Origin of the sequence: Pseudarthrobacter phenanthrenivorans (assembly GCF_000813845.1) — a bacterium.
Taxonomy (GTDB): Bacteria; Actinomycetota; Actinomycetes; order Actinomycetales; family Micrococcaceae; genus Arthrobacter; species Arthrobacter phenanthrenivorans_B.
In genome coordinates this window covers 1-19,834 of record NZ_JWTB01000004.1, presented here as the reverse complement: position 1 = coordinate 19,834, position 19,834 = coordinate 1, and the positions used below count along the sequence as shown (strand labels likewise).

Below are 19,834 nucleotides of genomic sequence, written 5' to 3'. Positions count from 1 at the left end.
TTCGCAGATCCGAACCTTCAAGGGACGGACACGCGAACAAGCCGCGGTTTTGTCGTGTCCAGGGCCGGGGCCTACTGCCGTCCCTCGAGGATCGCCTTGAGCCGCTCCAGGTCCTTCCGGTTCTCGCGGCGCATCATCGGCTCCATGACCAGCCCGGCCAGCCGGGAGAAACCCGAGGGGCTCCCGCTGTTGCCCAGGGTCATCCGGGTCCCGCCGCCGTCGTCCGTCCACGTGTAGGTGGTCTGCATGGGAAACGGTCCCTGGTCCGTGCGCATCACCAGCTTTTCACCCGGGACGTACTCCACGAACTCGTAGGTGTAGTTGAGCTCCCGCCCCAGGAACTTCGCGGTGAAGGCCACCTTTGAGCCCGTGCCCAACGGGCCGCCGTCCAGCCGCTGCGAGGAATGGATGTTGACGTACCACCGGGGGGCGTTGTCCGGGTCCGCCGCGAAGCCCGCCACGTAGGCGCGCGGCCTGTTGATGTGGATGTCCGTCTGGACGTTGACCATGGCTGCTTCTCCTCTCGAAGGCGGGGTTAGCCTAGGACTTACCCTAGTCCTGGTCACCGCGGCGGGAGGCGGCAGTGGAAAACATCAGTCCCAAGCTTCTGAACTGGGCGTCCATCCTGGATGACAAGACCCGCGAACAGGCAGTGATGACGGCGGGGCTGCCGTTCATCTACCCGCACCTGGCGCTGATGCCGGACGCGCACCTGGGCAAAGGGGCCACGGTGGGCTCCGTGATTCCCACGCTGCGCGCCATCATCCCCGCGGCAGTGGGTGTGGACATCGGCTGCGGCATGATCGCGGTCCGCACCCAGTACTCGGTGAAGGACCTGCCCAAGGACCGGAAGAGCCTGCGGGAGGACATCGAGCGGGTCATTCCGCTGTCCGCCGGGCACAACAACCGGAAAGTCCTGGCTACGGCGGAGCCGCGGATTGCCGAGCTGAAGCGCCGGGCCGCGAAGGCCGGCTTCAACCCCGGGCAGTACGTCGACAAGTGGGAACTGCAGCTGGGGTCCCTGGGCTCGGGTAACCACTTCATTGAGGTGTCGGCGGACGAGGACGACGGCGTGTGGCTCTTCCTGCACTCGGGCTCGCGGGGCATCGGCAACAGGATCGCGCAGCACCACATCGGCGTCGCCCAGCACGTCAGCAGGAAGCACCAGATTTACCTGCCGGACCCCGACCTCGCCTACCTGGACGAGGGCACCCCGCAGTTTGAGCGCTACATCGCCGAGCTGCGCTGGGCCCAGCACTTCGCCCTGCTGAACCGGGAGGAAATGATGGACCGCGTGACGGCCCGGTTCAGCCGCTGGGTGGGTGGCCCCGTGCGGGAACGCGAACGGATCAACTGCCACCACAACTTCACCGAGCAGGAGACGCATTACGGGAAGTCGGTATGGGTGTCCCGCAAGGGTGCCATCAAGGCCGGGCCGGGCGATCCCGGGCTCATTCCCGGGTCCATGGGGACGGCGTCCTATGTGGTGGAAGGCCTGGGCAACCCGGCGTCACTGAACTCCTCCCCGCACGGCGCCGGCCGGGAGTACTCCCGCAACGCCGCCCGCAAGGCCTTCACACTGGAGGAACTGAAGCGGGCCATGCGCGGGATTGAGTTCCGCGCATCGGAGGCCTTCATCGACGAGATCCCGGCCGCCTATAAGCCGATCGACCAGGTGATGCAGGACGCCGCGGACCTTGTCAGGGTGCGGCACAAGCTGCGGCAGTTGGTCAACGTCAAAGGCAACTGAACCTGCCAAACCGGGCAGCAGCGCGGCCGAATGTGACGCTAGATGAACGTGCGTGACCCCCCGTTTCCGCGTCATTGAACGGGTTTGGGCCACTCCCTATGGTGAAACAATGACTAGTTCCAAGCCCGGGATGACCCGCATCGTGGCAGGCGAAAGCGCGGTCCCCAAGCGCAAGCGTGCCATCGAGGCTGCCCTGGCCCTCGGGCTGGTCCTGCTGATCGCCTTTGGGGCCATCGTGGCGTCTAACGTCTCCCGCAACACCGAGGCCCAGGCTGCCGAGCCCAGCCCTGCCGCCGAACTGAAGCTCGGCTACTTCGGCAACGTCACGCACGCCGCCGCCCTGGTAGGCGTCAAAAAGGAATTCCTGGCCGATGCCCTGGGCAGCACCCGGCTCAGTACCGAGACCTTCAACGCCGGCCCGGCCGCCATCGAAGCCCTGAACGCCGGCGCCATCGACGCCGCCTACATCGGCCCCAACCCCGCCATCAACTCGTTCGCCAAAAGCCAGGGCCAGTCCGTGCGCGTGATTGCCGGCGCCGCGGCCGGCGGTGCTCAGCTGGTGGTCAAGCCGGGGATCACCTCGGCCGCGGACCTGAAGGGGAAAACCCTGGCGACGCCGCAGCTCGGCGGCACCCAGGATGTGGCGCTCCGGGCCTGGCTGACCAGGCAGGGCTACAAGACCAACGTGGACGGCAGCGGCGACGTCGCCATCAACCCCACGGACAACGCCCAGACGCTCAAGCTGTTCCAGGACGGAAAGATCGACGGCGCGTGGTTGCCTGAACCGTGGGCGTCCCGACTGGTGCTCACCGCCGGAGCCAAAGTCCTGGTGGATGAAAAAGACCTGTGGGACGGAACCGGCACCGGCAAGCCCGGCGAGTTCCCCACCACCATCCTGATCGTGAACCAGAAGTTCGCCGCCGACCACCCGGACACCGTCAAGGCCCTGATCAAGGGCAATGCGGAGTCGGTGGCCTGGCTCAACTCGGCCCCGGCCGACGAGAAGGCGAACCTCATCAACGCCGCCCTGCAGGAAACCGCCGGCGCGGCACTGCCGAAGGACGTCCTGGCCAGGTCGCTGGCGAACATCACCTTCACCCTCGACCCGCTGGCCGGCAGCTACCCCAAGCTGCTGCAGGACGGTGTGGATGCAGGAACCACCAGGAACGCCGACATCAACGGCCTCTTCGACCTCCGCGCACTCAACGGGGTCACCGGCAGCACCGACAAGATTTCAGCGGCCGGCCTCGGCCAGGACTGACCAACCCAACTACTGAAGGACGCCACCATGCCAGTGGTACTGGAACACCTGGGCAAGCGCTTCGGCGACGGCGCCCCGGTCCTGGACGACGTCAACGCCAACATCGGGAGAGGCGAGTTCGTTGCACTCCTTGGTGCCTCCGGCTGCGGCAAGTCCACCCTCCTGAACATCATCGCGGGACTGGAAGCGCCGACGTCGGGCGCCCTGGAAGTGCCCAGCGACGGTGCCGCCTTCATGTTTCAGGACGCCGCCCTGTTCCCCTGGCTTACCGCCCGTGAAAACATCGAACTCGCGCTGAAGCTGCGCGGCGTGGGCAAGGCCGACCGCCGCACCAAGGCCCAGGAACTCCTGGAACTGGTGCACCTCGGTTCGGCCGGGGACAAGCGCCCGCACGAACTCTCGGGCGGCATGCGGCAGCGCGTCTCCTTGGCCCGCTCCCTTGCCCAGGACCGGCAGCTGCTGCTCATGGACGAACCGTTCGCCGCCCTGGACGCCATCACCCGCGACCTGCTGCACGACGAGCTGGAACGCATCTGGAAGGAAACCGGGCGCACCATCGTCTTCGTCACCCACAACGTCCGCGAAGCCGTCCGGCTGGGCCAGCGCGTGCTGCTGCTGTCCTCGCGTCCCGGCCGCGTGGTCCAGGAATGGGCCGTCACCGAAGAACACCGAACCGACGCCGGGCTCGCCGGCCAGCTGACCGGGGTCATCACCGCCCGGCTGCGGGAGGAGATTCGCCGCCATGCCAAGTAACCCACCCATGGTCGAGGAGGAGCCGGTGGTTGAGCCCGTCGAAACCACGGGCACCGAAACCCGACACGTCCATGCCGCTCTAACGAGGACGTCCACCGGGAATGAGGACCTGCGGGAGCTTGAATCCGGCCTGGATTCGCTGCAGTCCGACGCCGACCGCAAGCACCGGATCGACTGGAGCCGGATCCTGCTCCCCGTGGCCGCGCTGGTGGTCCTGGTGCTGGTCTGGCAGTTCTACGTCTCGCTCGGTGTGAAGCGCCGCGACCTGGTCCCCGGGCCGCTGGACGTGGTGGCACAGATGGGCTCGCTCTGGAGTGAAGGCAAGCTGCAGGAATCCATGTGGACGTCGCTGCAGCGCGGGGTGGTGGGCTTCCTGATTTCGGTGGCGATCGCCACGCCGGTGGGCCTGCTGCTGGCGCAGGTGGCACCGCTGCGGCGTGCGTTCGGTCCGCTGATCTCCGGCCTCCAGGTGCTGCCGTCCGTGGCATGGGTCCCGGCGGCTATCATCTGGTTCGGCCTGACCGACGCCACCGTCTACTTCGTGGTGTTCATGGGCGCCATCCCGTCCATCATCAACGGCCTGATCTCGGGTGTGGACCAGATCCCGCCGCAATACCGGCGCGTGGGCACCGTCCTCGGGGCCAACCGGCTGCAGATGGCCCTGCAGGTGGTCCTTCCCGCTGCGCTGCCCGGCTACCTCGGTGGCCTCAAGCAGGGCTGGGCGTTCTCGTGGCGCTCCCTCATGGCCGCGGAAATCATCGCGGTGGGCGGCACCATCGGCTTCGGCCTGGGCTCCCTCCTGGACCAGGGCCGGACGCTGTCCGATATGTCCGTGGTCATGGCGGCAATCCTGCTGATCCTTGGCGTCGGCATCCTCATCGAGCTCCTGGTGTTCGGCCCCATCGAGAAGCGGCTCCTGCGCCGCCGGGGCCTCCTGGCCGGCAGCACCCGCTGACCAAACCCCCTCCCAACGCACCGCAAGAGCCCGACGGCGACCTTCCGCCGTCGGGCTCTCTGCTGTCCCGACGCGTTTGCGCCACTTTTAGCCGTCCCCTCGCCCTTGGCCCCCAAACCACGGGGGCTGCCAGTCGGCAAAGGCCCGAAAATCACGCAACTGCGTCACGCCCGATAAGAACGGTGGCAGACTGGCCGGATGACCGCGAGCTTCGAGTGCCGCACCGTATCCGCGCTCCCCGTGGAGCAGCTCTTCGACCGGGCGCGCAGCATCGACCTGCACCTCGTCTCCCAAAAACAAGCGGGGGAGCGGGCCGTGAAAGGCGTCACCAGCGGACTGATCGGCGACGGCCAGGACGTCACCTGGCGGGCCAGGCACTTCGGCATACCGCTCACCATGACCAGCCGCGTTACCGCGTTCGACTACCCGCACAGCTTCACGGATGAACAGGTCAAGGGCCCCTTCAAGGCCTTCCGTCACGTCCACGACTTCGCGCCCACGGCCACGGGAAGCGTCATGATCGACAGGGTGGAGTTCAGCGCGCCGCTTGGTTTCCTGGGCCGCGCCGTCGAGCGACTCTTCCTGGCGCGGTACCTGGAGCGACTCATCGTCCGCAGGGGGCAGTTCCTTGCCACCTCCGGCTAGGGAACGTTTGTGACGCAGCATTACCTTGCGTGAACTGGTGTTGCTCGGCCTTTGTGGGCGAATGTGACGCGGACCTACCGTTGATCCATGGCAATTCAGGATATTTACCCCACCGCGCTGCGGCTGCTTGGCCGTCCCGTGCTGGTGGTGGGCGGCGGCCCCGTTGCTGCCCGCCGCGCCAAGGGGCTGCTCGACGCCGGTGCCGTGGTCACCGTCGTGGCTCCGGTTGCCTCACCCGCGCTGCAGGACATGGCCGACGCCGGCCTGCTCACCTGGGAAGCGCGCCCGTATGACTCCAAGGACGTCGACGGCGTCTGGTTCGTCCAGACCGCCACCGGGGATCCCGGGGTGGATGCCCGGGTATCGGCCGACGCCGAGGCGCAGCGGGTCTGGTGCGTCAACGCCTCCAACCATGAAGCTTCTGCCGCCTGGACCCCCGCCGTTGCCCACGTGGACGACGTCAAGATCGCCGTCAACGCCGGGGGAGACCCGCGCCGCGCCATGGCCGTCCGAGACGCGGTCGCCACGGCCCTGGAAACCGGCGACCTGCCGCTGCGCCGCCGCCGTGCGCACCGGGGAAGCGTTGCCCTCGTCGGCGGTGGACCCGGGGACACCGGCCTCATCACCGTCCGCGGCCGCCGCCTCCTGGGCCAGGCGGACGTCGTGGTGGCCGACCGCCTCGGCCCGCGGGAACTCCTGAACGAACTCGCCCCCGACGTCCGCGTCATCGAAGTGGGCAAAACCCCCGGCCACCACCCCGTGCCGCAGGCAGAGATCAACCGCGTCCTGGTGGAGGAAGCCCTCAAGGGCCACCGCGTGGTCCGGCTCAAGGGCGGCGACCCCTACGTGCTGGGCCGCGGCGGCGAGGAAGCCGAATACTGCCGGCAGCACGGCGTGGAGGTGGAAGTGGTTTCCGGCGTCACCTCCGCGATCTCGGTTCCCGCCGCGGCAGGCATTCCCGTCACCCACCGCGGCCTGGCCAAGGGCTTCAGCGTGGTCACCGGCCACGAGGAACTCTCCGAGGTCCCCGCCCGCGCCGACCACACCATCGTCCTGCTGATGGGCGTCGGCCAGCTGCGCCAATCCGCGTCCGCGCTGGGCGAAGCCGGACTGCCCGCCGACACCCCTGTTGGTATCGTGGAAAACGGCTATTTGCCGGACCAGCGCGTCACCATCGGCACGCTCGGTTCCATCGCCGACCAGGCCCAGGCGGCCGGCGTCGCAAATCCTGCCGTGATTGTCATCGGTGACGTGGTGCGCGTGAGCCCGTTCGCGCCGTCGCACTTCAAAACCGCTGACTACAGCACCACCACCCCGAACAAGCCCCGCGTCCTCTCCGCCTAAGACCGAACAAAAGGAACACAGCCGTGTCATCAAGCACCTCCGTAGGTTCTGCCGAACGTCCGCTGCGCGTCGCCGTCGTGGGCTCCGGCCCGGCCGGCGTTTACGCCGCTGACATCCTCACCAAGAGCGAAGCCGTCAAGAGCGGCGAGCTGACCGTCAGCATCGACCTCTTTGACCGCTACCCGGCACCCTACGGCCTGATCCGCTACGGCGTGGCGCCGGACCACCCCCGCATCAAGGGCATCGTCAACGCGCTGCACAAGGTACTGGACCGCGGCGACATCCGCTTCTTCGGCAACGTGGACTACGGCACCGACCTCACCATCGAGGACCTGCGCACCCACTATGACGCCGTCATCTTCGCCACCGGCGCCATCAAGGATGCGGACCTGAACATTCCCGGCATCGAGCTGGAGGGCTCGTTCGGCGGCGCCGACTTCGTGTCCTGGTACGACGGCCACCCGGACGTGCCGCGCGAATGGCCGCTGGAGGCCAAGGAAATCGCCGTGATCGGCAACGGCAACGTGGCCCTGGACGTGGCCCGCGTCCTGTCCAAGCACCCCGAAGAACTGCTCAGCACCGAGATTCCGGACAACGTCTACGCCGGCCTGAAGGCCTCGCCCGTCACCGACGTGCACGTCTTCGGCCGCCGCGGTCCCGCCCAGGTGAAGTTCACCCCGCTGGAGCTGCGCGAACTGTCCCACTCCAAGGACGTGGACATCATCCTGTACCCGGAGGACTTCGAGTTCGACGAGGAATCGGACCGCCAGATCCAGACCAACAACCAGACCAAGACCATGGTGGGCACGCTCACCAACTGGATCGCCGAGCAGCCCGAGGACCTCTCCGAGCTCAAGGCCTCCCGCCGCCTGCACCTGCACTTCCTGCACAGCCCGGTGGAGATCTACGACGACGCCGAGACCCCGGGCAAGGTGGCCGGCATCAAGTTCGAGCGCACCGAACTGGACGGCACCGGCAACGCCCGCGGCACCGGCGAGTTCGTGGACTACCCCGTCCAGGCCGTCTACCGCGCCATCGGCTACTTCGGCTCCGCCCTGCCGGACGTCGAGTTCGACCACAAGAAGGGCGTCGTCACGAACGACGGCGGCCGCGTCCTGGATGCATCAGGCCAGCATGTGCCGGGCCTCTACGCCACGGGCTGGATCAAGCGGGGACCGGTGGGCCTGATCGGCCACACCAAGGGTGACGCCCTGGAGACCGTGACCTACCTGCTGGAAGACCGCGAAAACCTGCCCGTCGCCACCGTTCCCGCGGAGGACGCCGTCGTTGACCTCCTCGATTCACGCGGCGTGAAGTTCACCTCCTGGGAAGGCTGGCTGGCACTGGACGCACACGAGCTCGCCCTGGGCGCGGCGGCCACGGAGGCCGGCGGCTCGCACGGTGTCGAGGTCACCCGTGAGCGCATCAAGGTGGTGCCGCGCGAGGACATGGTGGACATCTCTCGTGACGGCGTGTCCGCCCAGGTCTAGGAGCTGGAACAGCAGGAACCGCGGTACCGGACGGTGCCGCGGTTCCTGCTTTTAACGGTTTAACCCGCCTGCGCTATTTGGGTTTGCCTGCGCCCCCGATGGCCATCAGTTCCAGGCGGCGCAGTGTCTCGCGGTTCCGGGCCGAAATCATCGGGTCCCGCAGGAATTTCGGCATCAGCTTGCCGGGGCCACGGATGGCATCTTCGGCGATGGTCACCAGGCACTGGCTGCCCCGGTCCTCAAGGGTGATGTCCACCTTGGCCTCGCCCATCGGCCAGCCGCGCGCCACCAGCTCCATCGTGCGCCCGGGCTCCACAGCGGTGACGCGGGTGCTGTCGTTGATCACCAGTGGCCAGGCGCCCACCGAGTGGTGGAGGTGCGCTCCAAGCCCGGGCCACTCGGCGTCCACGTCCCTGATCCTGGAGGCGCCCACCACCCAGCCCGAATACAGCCAGCCGTCGGCGATGACCCGCCAGACGTCCGCGGAGGGGCATTCGAACAACTGCGAGACGGTGGACATGGAGTTCCTTCCGGTGGTGCTCTGCTCTGGGGCCCGTTCCGCCGGGCGTCCGACGGCGGGAGGTGCGGGCCGCCGGGCGGCCCGGTAGGACGGCTTCCGCAGCCGCCGGCTCCACGCGTACGTCCGGGCTCCGGACGGCTGGTTTTCGAGGGGGTCGAACCGCAGCGGGATGTCCGCAGGGTCGGCGCCCGCGGTCAGCCGCAGCTCACCGCATTCGCGCCAGCGGCCACCCGGCGCCGCCCATTGCAGGGCAAGCACCCACTCGCCGGAGGCAAGGGATCCGGCCGGGAGGCTGCGGGTCCGCAGCCCCAACAGCACGGGTCCGTTCCGGCCGCGGTACGGCATCAGCGTGGTCATGGCCGCTCCGGCAACATCCAGCCGCGGCATCAGCAGGAACCGGCCCGGAAGTCCCCAGCCGGTGGAGGCGAACAGGACGTCGGCGGGGCCGGCGGCGGTGTCCCTGGAGTCGGTGCCCCCGGGGTCCGCACCCTTAGCGTCCGCACCCCGCGACGGTGAAACGCGGAGCGCGAGGCCCAGGATGTCGGGCAGCGCCTGCGGCAGCCCCAGGGACCGCGAGAAGCGGGCTACCACCTGGTCGGTTCCGGCGGTGTCCAGCCAGTCGATGCCGCTGGGTCCCGCTGGGTTGCCGGTCCTGGCCAGGGTCCCGGCGAGCCCCAGTCCCTCGGGGTGGATGGGCCGGTCGGGCCGGGCGATTTTCAGGAGCCGGAACAGGGCAGCAAAGGCCTGCCCGGCGCTTCCGGTGACGGCGGAGAGAAGGCTCAGCTGCTGGGTCATACGTCCTTCCTACCCATAAACCGCAGGACTACATACGTCCGAACCGGGCCCTGATCAGGGCGAAGATCCCGTACGCGATGAAGCCGGCGCCGATTGCCACCAGCAGCGTGGGCCCGAACGGATGCCCCTGCAACGCCTTGAGGCTGCCATCGAGGCCGGTGTTTTCTTCGGGGCTGTGTTTTGCGGCGGCAATGATGAACAACAGCCCGGTAAGGCCCAGGGCAACGCCTTTGGCCACATGGCCCACGGCGCCGAGGGAATCGATGACCCTGCCCCGCCGTGTTCCGTTGAAGTGGAAAAGCTCCTCTTTCTTGAACCCGCGCGAGACGCCCTTGACCACGAAGTAGACGCCAATGCCGATGATGGTCAGCCCCACCGCTACCAGCACCCACAGTCCCAGCGGCTGGTCCATCAGTGCCGCGCTGAAGTCGCGTGTGCTGTCGCCGGAGTCGCCGCGGAGGCCCACGGCGAAGCCCGCGAAGCTGAGCCCCACGCTGCCGTAGGCGATGGCCAGGAAGCCGGAGGAAATGAGTTTCGCGATCCGGACCTTGCGTGGTTCGCCGCGCATCCGCAGGGTTGCCTCGCTGGCCTGCCACAGCGCCAGGCCCAGGCACGCCACCACGCAGCCCCACATGACCACCGGACCCCATGGGTTGTCGGCCAGCTGCGCGATGGCACCCGTGGCCTCGGCCTCACCGGAATGGCCCAACGCGATGGCAATGGCGATCACCCCCACGATGATGTGGAGCAGGGCCATGACGGCGAACCCGGCGCGCGCCAGGACGTCCAGTACCTTATGGTTGGACGCCTCCTCGACAGCGTCTGCTGCCTGGCTGAGGGTGGATTCGCCGTCGGACATTCCCTAGCCGTTCATGGGCCCTTCGGCCCGCAGCTTCTCCGCGCCGGGGCCCTCAACGTGTACGGTGCACCGGACCACCAGCTGGCCGGGGGCGTTGTCCAGCTCCACCAGGGAATCATCTGCGCTGAGGACGGTGAACACCTCGGATCCCGCCACCACGTCAACGCCCTTGGCCTTCGCTGTTTCCTTTGCGTTGCCGAACGCCTCGCGCTGCAGGCCGTCAACGTAGCCGCCGTCACTTTCGCGGGCCGGATCGCCGAAGGCCCAGCCGAACAATGTCCCTGTGTTTCCCATGGCGACGATATTACGCGGTCCGCCTCTGTCCCGGCCGGGCTTTCGTAATATTAGTAAGTGTGCTTACCATGGGCGCACCCTACCTCGATGGGACACAGCAAGCTAAGGCCGCGGACAGCGGCAACCGGAACCAGTTCATAACGTTAGGAATGCGCATCATGGCAGGAAATCTCATTGCCCGTTCAGTTCACGACCTGACGGCAGCAGCATGGTTCGGCGGGTCACTGATGGGTGCCATCGGACTCAACGGCGCGGCGGCCCAGGCCAAGGACCCGGCCGAGCGCACGCGCCTTTCCAGCGCCGGCTGGATGAAGTGGGCCCCGTTCCAGACGGCCGCGTTCGCCTCCCACCTGGTGGCGGACCTGGCGATCGCCTGGGAGAACAAGGGCCGCATCGCCAAGCAGGAGGGCGTGGCCCGCGACACCGTCATCAAGACGGCCGTCACCGTGGCAGGCGCCGCCGTGACCCTCTACTCCGGCATCCTGGGCAAGAAGGTGGAGAAGCTTGCCGGTGAGGGCGCCGAAGGTGCAACGGAGCCGCACGGTGCAGCCTCGGATGAACTGAAGGCAGCCCAGCAGCAGCTCAAGTTCCTGCAGTGGATCATCCCCGGCTTTGCCGGCCTGGTGATCGTCCTTGGCGCCAAGCACGGAGAGATGCAGCGCCCCAAGAACGTCCTCGCGGGCCTGCGCCGCGACTAGGACGGGTAAAGAACACAGAGCTTACGACGGCGGCCCGGCACCAAAGTGCCGGGCCGCCGCCGCACGTCTGGCTTCTCGCTGCGCACATGCAACCGGGACGCGGAGATTCCCTGACGCGCCCCGTATATCGCCGCGCCAGGGAATTTCCGCGTCGCAAGGGGAGACCGGGTAGCCGGCCGGCAGGGCGCTATTCCGCGAGCCACTCCGCGCAGGAATTAAGGTTGCGGTTCACGGTGGCCACTGCCGCGTCCTCGTCCCGGCGCTCCAACGCTTCAAGCAGGGTTTCGTGGCCGTCCCGGGGAAGCCCGTTGAAGCCGGGCCGGGGCTGCTGGGTGAGCAGATCCTGGTGGAACACGGTCCCGAAACTGGCGTAGAGCTCGTGCAGCAGCGGATTGCCCGAAGCCCGGGCGATGCCCTCGTGGAACTGCCAGTCGGCGTCGGCCCAGGCCCCGAAGTCCCCCTGGTTCCAGGCGTGGTCCCGGGTTGCCAGGAAGGCGCGCAGTTCGGTGATGTCCCCGGCGGTGGCGTTCCGGGCGGCGAGGCGGGCGGCCTGGGTGTCCAGTCCCAGCCGGACCTCCAGGATGTGCTGCTCGGTATGGTCCTGGTACATCCGCCGGGCCGCGCCGGACATCTCGCTGGTGGCGCGCACATAAGTGCCGTCGCCGCGCCGGACCTCGAGCATGCCGCCGTGGGCAAGGGCCTTCACGGCCTCCCGGAGGGTGCCGCGGGACACGCCGAGCTTGGCCATGAGCTCAGGCTCGGGCGGGATCCGGCCATTGAGGGGCCATTCGCCGGAGTGGACCATTTCCCGCAGCTTGGCGGTCACTTCAGCGGCAAGCGGCGGACGGACAGAGGGGCTTAGGGACACGCTGCTACTTCCTTCCTGCCGCGGTCCGGCGGCTGGCGGTGCCGGACGCCTGCCCGGCCATGGCCGGGCGGGTAATAAGGTGGGACACCACGATCTGGACAAGTGCCAGCACCAGCAGCAGGACCAGGGGCAGCGTCCAGCCGCCGGTGGCACTGTGCAGCAGCCCCATGCCGAACGGGCCCACGGTGGCCAGCAGGTAACCCGAGGACTGCGCCAGCGTGGACAGCGCGGTGGTCTCCGCCGTGCTGGTACCGCTGCGGCTGATCATCACCATGACCAGCGGGAAGATGCCCAGGCCAAAACCCAGCAGCACGGCGGGGATAATGGCTAGCCCCACGGGGAGGACCAGCAGCGCCGCGATGCCGGCCATCATGGTGGTGCTCACCAGGTAGAACGCCGGCCGCAGCATGCCGGGCCGGGCTCCGAGGGCGATCAGCACCATGCCGGCAGGAACGGAGACCAGCTGCATCAAGCCAAACATCAGCCCGCTGTCCGTAGCGCCCAGCCCCATGGTGGTGAGCATGTAGGGAAACCAGCTGAGCAGTGCGTACGCGAGCAGGGCCTGGAGGGCGAAGATCGCGGTGAGGAGCTGCCCTTTGCGGGTCCGCAGCAGCGGCCAGGGGGACACCCGGAGGGCCGCGGCCGGGGCGGCGTGCCGGTGGGCGTGCAGTGCCACGGGAAGGAACCCCAGGAAGGCGGCCACGGCAGCAATGCCCACGGCGCCCACGGCGGCGGACGGGGATCCCAGCGCCTGGGCCAGCGGAACGACCAGGACGGAGGTCAGCGTGCCGCCGGTGGTCATGGTCACCGTGTAGACGGCCGTCATGAATGAGGTGCGCGAGGCGAAGTGTTCGCGGATGAAGGACGGCATGGCCACATTGCAGACAGCCAGCCCGGACATGCCCACCACGCTGCCGGCCACGAGCATTCCGGTAGCAGGGATGCCGCGCAACAGCAGGCCACCGGCCAGCAGTGCGAGCGACAGCAGGATGGCCTTCTCCACGCCGAGTTTGCCCGTCAGCCAGGAGGTGGCGGCGCCGGCCAGGGCGAAGCAGAGCGTGGGAATGGACGGGATGATGGCCGCCACCAGCGCACCGTAGCCCAGGACCGCCTGGAGATCGTGCAGCAGCGCCGAAGCTCCGGTAATGCCCGCCCGAAGGTTGAGCCCGATCAGCACCAGCGCAATGACGCCGAACACGACGGCGGAGCGCGGCCGCCCAGGAGCCGCACCGCCGGGAGCGGCGCTGAACGGGGCAGCACTGAGCGGGGCAGCCGTGCCGGTGGCGGGAGCGTGGGCGGCTGCTGGCGCGGAAGCGGGGGGAGTGGCGGGCATACTGTCCACTCTAAAGGTTAGACGTTTGATGTTTGAGGTTTTGTGGCGAACCTCTCCAGCCGTGGACGACTGGAATAGACTTCCAAGGGACTGTCGGAGGGCCTGGCGCGGACCAGGCGGTGCGGAAGGACGGCTGTGGAGGCTTCCCGGGGACTGGAGATCGAGAAGAAGTACGACGTCGATGCCGGCGCCGAAGTGCCGCCGCTGGACCAGGCCGCCGGGGTGGCCCGGACCGGCAAACCGCACACCGACGTCCTCGAGGCGGTGTACTTCGATACCCCCAAGCATGCCCTCGCAGCCCGGCGCATTACGCTGCGCCGCCGCGCGGGCGGCAAAGACGCCGGCTGGCACCTGAAGCTGCCGCCGGCCGCCGCCCTGGCCGGGGAAGGGCCCCAGCAGCGGACGGAACTGCACGCACCCCTGGGCCGGCCCGACGTCGTCCCCGACGCCCTGCTGCCCCACCTCCAGGCTTACCTTCGCGGTGCCGTGCCCGCACCCGTGGTGCGGCTGGAAACCCGCCGCACCACCCACCCGCTGTACGGCGAGGACGGCGTGCACCTGGCCGACCTCGCCGATGACCAGGTCACGGCCGTACGGCTGGAGGACGGGGCCGGGGACGCCCTGCAGTGGCGCGAATGGGAACTGGAACTGGTCCACGGGAAGCCGGACCTCTTCGTGCCGGTGGAGGAACTGCTCGCCGCTGCCGGCGCCCGGCCGGCCGGCCACGCCTCCAAGCTGGCGCGCGCCCTGGGCACCGACAAGAAAGCCGGGAAGCGCGCCGCCGCTGCGGAGGCTCCCGACAGCGGCGGCGGCGAAAGCACCCCGGCGCTCCTGGCGGGAAAGCGTGCCCCGGCGGCCGCCGTCGTCACCGTCTACGTGGCCGCGCAGATCGACCAGATCCTCGCCGGGGACGCCGCCGTCCGGCTCGAGGAACCCGAAGCCGTCCACAACATGCGCTCCGCCACCCGCCGCATCCGTTCGGTCCTGGCCGCGTACGGCAGGCTCTACCGCGCGTCGCCGGTGCGGAAGCTGCGCAGCGAGCTGAAGTGGCTGGGGCAACTGCTCGGCCGGTCGCGCGACGCCGAAATCCTGCGGTCCCAGCTGCGTGACCAGCTGGGCGAACTGCCCCCGGCTGACGGGATTGCCGCTGCCGCAAGCACGGTGGAGGAGCGCGCCGGCGGCGATTTCGACGCCGGGTACCGCCTGCTGCATGAAGCGCTGGAATCGGCCCGCTACTTCCGGCTCCTGGACAAGCTTGAGGATTTCCGTGACAACCCGCCGGTGCGTGCCGACGCGGTAAAGCCGGGACGGCGGGCTGCCTCGAAGGCAGTGGACAAAGCCGCCAAGCGGCTCCGGCGCTCGCACAAGGCGGTCAAGGACGCCAGGCGCGGCAGGGACCAGGAACGTGCCCTGCACCGGGTGCGCAAGGATGCCAAGCGGCTCCGGCACGTGGCGGAGTCGGCCGCCCTGGTCCATGGGAAGAGCGCCGGCAAGGTGGCCAAGGCGGCCCGCCGGCAGCAGAAAATCCTCGGCCGGTTCCAGGATGCGGTGGTGGCCCGTGACCTGCTGGCCGCCCTTTCGGCGGAGTACGGAGAGGCTGCCACCGCCGGGATTTACGCGCAGCTGCTGAACCTGCAGGAGGAAAAGATGCAGGCGGCCCGGACCGATTACCGGAAGGCGCGGAAGAAGTCGCGCGAGCTGTTGGGCCACGGGGTCCTCTGACGGACCGGCACGGCAGGTGCGCCTGGGTGACTTGCGGCGTTACTTGCCCTGCCGGGCCGAGAGGCGGGCCACCGCAAGGGCGAGCCACAGCTGCACGCGGTCCGCGGTGACGGCGGGGTCGTAGCCGGTCAGCTCGGTGATCTGGGCCAGCCGGTAGCGCACGGTGTTGCGGTGCAGGGTGAGTTCCTCGGCCACCGCCGCCACCGAGCCGTTGTTGTTCAGGTAGCTTTCCAGCGTGGCCACCAGCTCCGAGCCGTGCGAGGCGTCGAAGGAGCGCAGCGGGTTCAGGGACTCGTGCGCCATGTCCGCCAGCGGCACGTCCTCGCTGGCCAGCAGCAGCGAGGTCAGGCTCAGCCGCTCGGGTTCGTTGACCGGCAGGCCGTGGCTGGCGGCATCACGGGCCTCGAAGTAGCTCCAGCGCAGCCCGTTCGGCTTGGTGTAGGCACCGCCGATGCCGATCGTGGCGTGGATGCCGGCCTCGGCAAGGTGGTCGCTCAGTTTCCGTGCCAGCGCCGGCGCGGTCCCGCCGTCGTCATTAATCACCAGCACCAGGTCCTTGCCCACGACGGCGGCCACGGCCTTCTCCAGCTCCTGCGGCACCGACGTGCTCCCCAGGGCCTTGCCGTGGGCGGCCGACACGGCCAGCAGCACCACATTCTTGCGGGTGCTGTTTACGCCCACGCCGGCCAGCCGGCGCTGGGCCTCGCTGGTCTCCAGGGCCCCGTGGATCACGTCCTCCAGCACCTGGCCGCAGAGGGCGCGCTGGGCCTGGCGCTGCTTGACCATGTTGTTCAGCTCCACGCTGATCAGGTTCTGCGCGTAGCCAATGATGCCGGTGTCCTCGAAGGGCTGGCGCACCCATAGGGTGCAGGCGTCGCGCCGCCCGGTGGGGACGGGGTAGCTGGACCAGGTGTCTGCCGACGGGCCGGCGGTGCTGCTGTTGTACAGCTGGGCGGTGAACTGGGTGAGGGCAATGTCGGTGCGCAGCATGCCGCCCAGGTTCTTCAGCAGCTCGGCCAGGCCGCCGCCGGTCAGCAGCGCCCGGGCCAGCACCTGGTGCCCGGCGATAAGCCGTTCCAGCTTGGCGTAGTGGTCCGCAGACTGGGCGTCCGCCACGAGCTTGGTGATGGCGATGAAGGGGGTCTCATACGGTACTTCCACCACCGGCAGGCCCCAGCGGTTGGCTTCCGCCAGGAGGGCCGGGGGCACCACCTCGTGCGACAGCCCGACGCCGAATCCGATGCCCACCGCTCCGGCACGCTGCACCTGGCGGACAAACCGGCGCTGCTCGGGCGCTGACCGGAGCCGCAGGCCGGTGGTGAGCACCAGCTCGCCGCCGTTGAGGAACCGCTGCGGATCCTCAAGCTCGGTAACCGCCACCCAGTTGATGTCCTGGTTCCAGGTGGTCTCCGCGACGCCCGCCTTGGACAGCTTCAGGGACGTCACGCCCACCAGGGCAGCAAGGGAAATGGCCATGAAGCAAGGATAAACGTGAGCTGGGCAACCGCACTAAACCTGTTCCGGAAGGGTGTGCAGGTGGCTATTCACCCGCATAGGTCGCTGGCATAGGCTCAATGCAGTTCCATCCATCCGTCCTGGTGCCCGCCCGGCCGCCGATGGCCCTTACGAAAGAGGTTGCACACCGTGGTCCAAACCTTGCAGAACTTCATCAACGGGAAGTTCGTCACCCCCGCCGGCACCACCCTGCTGGACGTGGTCAACCCCACCAACGGCGAGGTCGTGGCGCACGCCCCCGTTTCGGTGCAGGCAGACGTCGACGCCGCCATGGCGGCCGCCAAGGACGCCTTCAGGACCTGGAAGCACGTCACGCCCGGCCAGCGGCAGCTGATGCTGCTCAAGCTCGCCGATGCCATCGAGGCCAACAGCGACGAACTCGTCGAAGCCCAGCACCGCAACACGGGCCAGGTCCGCTCCCTCATTGCCTCCGAGGAGGTGGCCGCCGGAGCCGACCAGCTGCGCTTCTTTGCCGGTGCCGCCCGCATCCTCGAAGGCAAGTCCGCCGGTGAATACTTCGAGGGCCACACCTCCTATGTCCGCCGCGAACCCATTGGCGTGGTGGCGCAGGTGGCCCCGTGGAACTACCCGTTCCTGATGGCCATCTGGAAGATCGGCCCCGCCCTGGCTGCCGGCAACACCGTGGTCCTGAAGCCCTCCGACACCACCCCCGAATCCACCCTGGTGCTGGCCCGCCTGGCCGGCGACATCCTGCCCGCAGGCGTCCTGAACGTGGTCCTCGGGACCGGCGAAACCGGCGCCATGATGGTGGAGCACAAGGTCCCTGGCCTGGTCTCCATCACCGGGTCCGTCCGGGCCGGCATCGCCGTCGCCTCCGGCGCCGCCAAGAGCCTCAAGCGCGCCCACCTGGAACTGGGCGGCAAGGCCCCGGCCATCGTCTTCAAGGACGCCGACATCAAGAAGAGCGCTGCGGCCATCGCGGAGTTTGCGTTCTTCAACGCCGGCCAGGACTGCACCGCCATCACCCGCGTGCTGGTGGAGGAGTCCGTGCACGACGACGTCGTGGCAGCCATGGTGGAGCACACCCGGACCCTGCACACCGGCTCCCAGAACGACGAGGACAACTACTTCGGCCCGCTGAACAACGTCAACCACTTCAACGCGGTGACCTCAGTGGTGGAGAACCTGCCGGCCAACTGCCGCATCGAGACCGGCGGCCACCGGGCAGGGGAGAAGGGCTTCTTCTTCGAGCCCACCATCATCACCGGCGCAAAGCAGACCGACGACGTGGTCCAGAAGGAAACCTTCGGCCCCGTCATCACCGTGCAGAAGTTCAGCACCGAAGCCGGAGCAGTGGAACTGGCCAACGACGTGGACTACGCCCTGGCCTCCAGCGTCTGGACCTCCAACCACGGCACCGCCATGCGGCTGAGCCGCGACCTGGACTTCGGTGCCGTCTGGATCAACACCCACATCCTGCTGACCGCCGAAATGCCGCATGGCGGCTTCAAGCAGTCCGGCTACGGCAAGGACCTCTCCATGTACGGCGTGGAGGACTACACGCGCATCAAGCACGTCATGTCCGCACTCGACGCCTGACCATTCCCCGCCGGCCGAGCCTGCCGAAACCCCGGAAACGTAGAAAGAAAGAACCCCAATGACCACCACCGCATCAGACATCACCTACCGCCTGGAGCAGAAGCGCAACGTCCAGGCCGATTTCCCGGGCCCCAAGTCCGTGGCACTGACCGAACGCCGCAAGTCCGTGGTGGCTGCCGGCGTCGCCTCCAGCGTCCCGGTCTACGTTGCCGACGCCGACGGCGGCATCATCCATGACGTCGACGGCAACTCCTTCATCGACCTCGGATCGGGCATCGCCGTCACCAGCGTGGGCGCTTCCGATCCCGCCGTCGTCGGCGCCGTGAAGGAAGCCGTGGAGCACTTCACCCACACCTGCTTCATGGTCACCCCCTACGAGGGCTACGTGGCCGTCGCCGAGCAGCTGAACCGCCTCACCCCGGGCGACCACGAAAAGCGCACCGTCCTCTTCAACTCCGGTGCCGAGGCCGTGGAAAACGCCGTCAAGGTGGCCCGCTTGGCAACCGGCCGGGACGCCGTCGTCGCCTTCGACCACGCCTACCATGGCCGTACCAACCTGACCATGGCGCTGACCGCCAAGGCCATGCCGTACAAGACCAACTTCGGCCCGTTCGCGCCCGAGGTCTACCGCATGCCCATGAGCTACCCGTACCGCGAGGAAAACCCGGCCATCACGGGCGCCGAGGCCGCCAAGCGCGCCATCACCATGATCGAGAAGCAGATCGGCGGCGACCAGGTGGCCGCGATCATCATCGAGCCCATCCAGGGCGAAGGCGGCTTCATCGTCCCGGCTGAAGGCTTCCTCCCGGCGCTGGCAGCCTGGGCCAAGGAGAAGGGCATCGTCTTCATCGCGGACGAGGTCCAGTCCGGCTTCTGCCGCACCGGCGAATGGTTCGCCGTCAACCACGAAGGCGTCGTCCCGGACATCATCACCATGGCCAAGGGCATCGCCGGCGGCATGCCGCTGTCCGCCATCACCGGCCGCGCCGACCTGCTCGACGCCGTCCACCCGGGCGGCCTGGGCGGAACCTACGGCGGCAACCCGGTGGCCTGCGCCGCCGCGCTGGCTTCCATCGGCTCCATGGAGGAATACGACCTGAACGGACGCGCCCGCCACATCGAGGAACTCGCCCTCGGCCGGCTCCGCGACCTGCAGGCCGAACTGGCTGCTGCCGGCACCGCCGTGATCGGTGATGTCCGTGGCCGCGGCGCAATGCTGGCCATTGAACTGGTCCAGGCCGGCTCCAAGGAACCGAACCCGGAACTGACCAAGGCTGTTGCCGCCGCCTGCCTGAAGGAAGGCGTCATCATCCTCACCTGCGGCACCTACGGCAACGTGATCCGGCTGCTGCCGCCGCTGGTCATCACCGACGAACTGCTGGCCGACGGCCTCGAAGTCCTGGCCGCCGCCATCAAGGCCAACGCCTAGGCAGAACACTCCTCCCGCAACGCACAGAAGGTGGGCTCCCGGC

18 protein-coding genes are annotated in these 19,834 nt (G+C 68.4%); 11 read left to right on the top strand and 7 right to left on the bottom strand.

What is annotated here, in order from left to right; genetic code table 11:
• Positions 1–71: 71 nt before the first annotated feature.
• Positions 72–509 (bottom strand): SRPBCC family protein, encoded by a 438-nt coding sequence (locus RM50_RS01325; protein ID WP_043449131.1) that lies wholly within the window; start codon positions 507–509, stop codon positions 72–74.
• Between the two features lie 74 nt (positions 510–583).
• Here RM50_RS01325 and RM50_RS01320 point away from each other — a divergent pair, with 74 nt between their 5' ends.
• The 7 genes from RM50_RS01320 to RM50_RS01290 all read left to right on the top strand — a co-directional run bounded on the left by RM50_RS01320 (position 584) and on the right by RM50_RS01290 (position 8,198).
• A complete protein-coding gene (locus RM50_RS01320; RefSeq protein ID WP_043449128.1) occupies positions 584–1,750 on the top strand; it encodes an RtcB family protein in 1,167 nt (388 codons plus the stop codon).
• Positions 1,751–1,880: 130 nt separating this feature from the next.
• Entirely contained in the window at positions 1,881–3,011 is a 1,131-nt protein-coding gene (locus RM50_RS01315) for an ABC transporter substrate-binding protein (protein WP_043449125.1), read from the top strand.
• A 27-nt stretch (positions 3,012–3,038) separates the two neighbouring features.
• Positions 3,039–3,764 carry an ABC transporter ATP-binding protein gene (locus RM50_RS01310; protein WP_043449123.1) on the top strand — a complete coding sequence of 242 codons (726 nt, stop codon included), beginning with the start codon at positions 3,039–3,041 and terminating at the stop codon, positions 3,762–3,764.
• Positions 3,754–4,719, top strand: coding sequence for an ABC transporter permease (locus RM50_RS01305; protein ID WP_043449120.1), 966 nt, complete (start codon positions 3,754–3,756; stop codon positions 4,717–4,719). Before RM50_RS01310 ends, RM50_RS01305 begins: the two co-directional genes overlap by 11 nt.
• 198 nt (positions 4,720–4,917) lie before the next feature.
• Positions 4,918–5,364 (top strand): SRPBCC family protein, encoded by a 447-nt coding sequence (locus RM50_RS01300; RefSeq protein ID WP_043449117.1) that lies wholly within the window; start codon positions 4,918–4,920, stop codon positions 5,362–5,364.
• An 87-nt stretch (positions 5,365–5,451) separates the two neighbouring features.
• Positions 5,452–6,708: a uroporphyrinogen-III C-methyltransferase gene (gene cobA, locus RM50_RS01295; RefSeq protein WP_043449116.1), complete on the top strand. Its 1,257-nt coding sequence runs from the start codon at positions 5,452–5,454 to the stop codon at positions 6,706–6,708.
• 23 nt (positions 6,709–6,731) lie between these two features.
• Positions 6,732–8,198: an FAD-dependent oxidoreductase gene (locus tag RM50_RS01290; RefSeq protein ID WP_043449113.1), complete on the top strand. Its 1,467-nt coding sequence runs from the start codon at positions 6,732–6,734 to the stop codon at positions 8,196–8,198.
• 73 nt (positions 8,199–8,271) lie between these two features.
• Here RM50_RS01290 and RM50_RS21015 read toward each other — a convergent pair whose 3' ends face one another.
• From RM50_RS21015 to RM50_RS01270, 3 genes are read right to left on the bottom strand one after another with little or no spacing between them, the layout of a single operon-like run.
• Positions 8,272–9,513 carry an SRPBCC family protein gene (locus RM50_RS21015; protein ID WP_240471787.1) on the bottom strand — a complete coding sequence of 414 codons (1,242 nt, stop codon included), beginning with the start codon at positions 9,511–9,513 and terminating at the stop codon, positions 8,272–8,274.
• Between the two features lie 28 nt (positions 9,514–9,541).
• Positions 9,542–10,372 carry a DUF1206 domain-containing protein gene (locus RM50_RS01275; protein ID WP_043449110.1) on the bottom strand — a complete coding sequence of 277 codons (831 nt, stop codon included), beginning with the start codon at positions 10,370–10,372 and terminating at the stop codon, positions 9,542–9,544.
• Positions 10,373–10,375: 3 nt separating this feature from the next.
• Complete coding sequence (locus RM50_RS01270; RefSeq protein WP_043449107.1) at positions 10,376–10,666, bottom strand: hypothetical protein; 291 nt, start codon at positions 10,664–10,666, stop codon at positions 10,376–10,378.
• Positions 10,667–10,824: 158 nt separating this feature from the next.
• On the opposite strand from RM50_RS01270, the gene RM50_RS01265 reads away from it, so the two are divergent.
• On the top strand, positions 10,825–11,364 hold the full coding sequence (locus tag RM50_RS01265) for a hypothetical protein (RefSeq protein WP_043449342.1): 540 nt from the start codon (positions 10,825–10,827) through the stop codon (positions 11,362–11,364).
• A gap of 187 nt (positions 11,365–11,551) precedes the next feature.
• On the opposite strand, the gene RM50_RS01260 is transcribed toward RM50_RS01265, so the two are convergent.
• Together RM50_RS01260 and RM50_RS01255 are read right to left on the bottom strand one after the other, a co-directional pair.
• On the bottom strand, positions 11,552–12,232 hold the full coding sequence (locus tag RM50_RS01260; RefSeq protein WP_043449105.1) for a FadR/GntR family transcriptional regulator: 681 nt from the start codon (positions 12,230–12,232) through the stop codon (positions 11,552–11,554).
• A 4-nt stretch (positions 12,233–12,236) separates the two neighbouring features.
• On the bottom strand, positions 12,237–13,565 hold the full coding sequence (locus RM50_RS01255; RefSeq protein ID WP_043449102.1) for a CynX/NimT family MFS transporter: 1,329 nt from the start codon (positions 13,563–13,565) through the stop codon (positions 12,237–12,239).
• 135 nt (positions 13,566–13,700) lie between these two features.
• Here RM50_RS01255 and RM50_RS01250 point away from each other — a divergent pair, with 135 nt between their 5' ends.
• Entirely contained in the window at positions 13,701–15,287 is a 1,587-nt protein-coding gene (locus RM50_RS01250) for a CYTH and CHAD domain-containing protein (RefSeq protein WP_043449100.1), read from the top strand.
• A gap of 39 nt (positions 15,288–15,326) precedes the next feature.
• Here RM50_RS01250 and RM50_RS01245 read toward each other — a convergent pair whose 3' ends face one another.
• Positions 15,327–16,763 (bottom strand): PucR family transcriptional regulator, encoded by a 1,437-nt coding sequence (locus RM50_RS01245; RefSeq protein WP_043449099.1) that lies wholly within the window; start codon positions 16,761–16,763, stop codon positions 15,327–15,329.
• Positions 16,764–16,931: 168 nt separating this feature from the next.
• Here RM50_RS01245 and RM50_RS01240 point away from each other — a divergent pair, with 168 nt between their 5' ends.
• Together RM50_RS01240 and gabT are read left to right on the top strand one after the other, a co-directional pair.
• The gene (locus RM50_RS01240) at positions 16,932–18,362 is read left to right on the top strand and encodes an aminobutyraldehyde dehydrogenase (RefSeq protein WP_043449096.1); all 1,431 of its coding nucleotides are present in this window, start codon (positions 16,932–16,934) and stop codon (positions 18,360–18,362) included.
• A 58-nt stretch (positions 18,363–18,420) separates the two neighbouring features.
• Complete coding sequence (gabT, locus tag RM50_RS01235; protein WP_043449094.1) at positions 18,421–19,791, top strand: 4-aminobutyrate--2-oxoglutarate transaminase; 1,371 nt, start codon at positions 18,421–18,423, stop codon at positions 19,789–19,791.
• Positions 19,792–19,834 lie beyond the last annotated feature (43 nt).